This window comes from Actinomadura sp. 7K507, assembly GCF_004348425.1.
GTDB lineage: Bacteria > Actinomycetota > Actinomycetes > Streptosporangiales > Streptosporangiaceae > Spirillospora.
Map to the genome: position 1 here is coordinate 1 of NZ_SMKK01000527.1, position 1283 is coordinate 1283.

Genomic DNA, 1283 nt, shown 5'->3' on the forward strand with positions numbered 1-1283 from the left:
TGAGCTTCCCCCCGGAGCACGGACATCTGATCTGAGGTCACCGGCGATCATCAGGAAGGATGTCCGCCATGCCCTCACCACACCCGCCCGAGTTCCGCCGCCGCGCGGTCGAGCTGGCCCGCCAGGGCGATAAGTCCATGGTCCAGCTGGCCAAGGATCTGGGCGTCAGCCGGTCCTGCCTGCAGAACTGGGTGAACCAGGCCAATACCGACGACAAAGGCGCAGGAGAGAAGGGCGGCAGTGACCGCCTGACCACCGCGGAGAAGAAGGAACTGGCCGAGCTGCGACGGCGCAACCGGCAACTGGAGACCGAGAACGAGATCCTCAAACGGGCGGCCGCGTACTTCGCCCGGGAAAACGTGCTCCCAAAGTAATCTACTCGCTGGTCCGCGAACTCGCCGCCGACTCCATCCCGGTCGCGGTGGCCTGCCGAGTACTGAACGTCTCCACGTCGGGATATTACGACTGGCTCGGCCGGACCGAGCCGCCCCGCGCGCTGCGGAACAAGGAACTGACGAAGATGATCCGCGAAATCCATGCCGATTCCCGGGGCAGTTACGGCTCGCCTCGTGTGCACGCGGAACTGACGCTGGGGCTGGGTGAGCAGGTCAACCGCAAACGGGTCGAGCGGTTGATGCGCCACGCCGGCCTGCAGGGCGTCTACCGGCGTAAGGGCCGCCGCAACCTGGTGCATCAGGCGACCGAGGAAGACCTGGTACAGCGCCGCTTCGATGTCGCCGGCCCGGACCGGCTCTGGCTGACCGATATAACCGAGCACCCGACAGGAGAAGGGAAATTGTACTGCGCAGCGGTCATGGACGCCTATTCGCGGCGGATCATCGGCTGGTCCATCGGCGCCCGGCAGGACACCGATCTCGTCGTCAACGCCCTGGCGATGGCCGTGACACGGCGCAGCCCGCCGACCGGCTCCACAATCCTGCATTCCGATCACGGCACTCAATACACATCCTGGGCGTTCGGGAAGCGTCTACGGGATGCCGGGCTGCTCGGCTCGATGGGCACGGTCGGTGATTGCTACGACAATTCAATGATGGAGTCGTTCTGGGGAACTATGCAGCTGGAGTTGCTCGACAGCCGCACCTGGAAGACCCGAGAAGAACTTGCCGGCGCTGTTTTCGAATGGCTTGAGTGCTGGTATAATCCATACAGGCGGCATTCCAGTATTGGGATGCATAGCCCCGTCACGTTCGAAGGGCTCAACCTGCCCTCAGACGCCGTCGAGTGACCTCACCTCGGGTGTCCGTGCAACGGGGGGAAGCTCA

General features: G+C 64.0%; 2 protein-coding genes. Both read left to right on the top strand.

Annotated elements, in window-relative coordinates; all coding sequences use genetic code 11:
* Window positions 1-59 precede the first annotated feature (59 nt).
* On the top strand, window positions 60-374 hold the full coding sequence (locus tag E1285_RS45065; RefSeq protein WP_132161033.1) for a transposase: 315 nt from the start codon (window positions 60-62) through the stop codon (window positions 372-374).
* A gap of 8 nt (window positions 375-382) precedes the next feature.
* The gene (locus E1285_RS45070) at window positions 383-1246 is read left to right on the top strand and encodes an IS3 family transposase (RefSeq protein WP_243723490.1); all 864 of its coding nucleotides are present in this window, start codon (window positions 383-385) and stop codon (window positions 1244-1246) included.
* Window positions 1247-1283 lie beyond the last annotated feature (37 nt).

Coding starts and splice junctions, on each gene's coding strand:
- E1285_RS45065 (WP_132161033.1), top strand. CDS start 60: ATGTCCGCCATGCCCTCACCACACCCGCCCGAGTTCCGCCGCCGCGCG.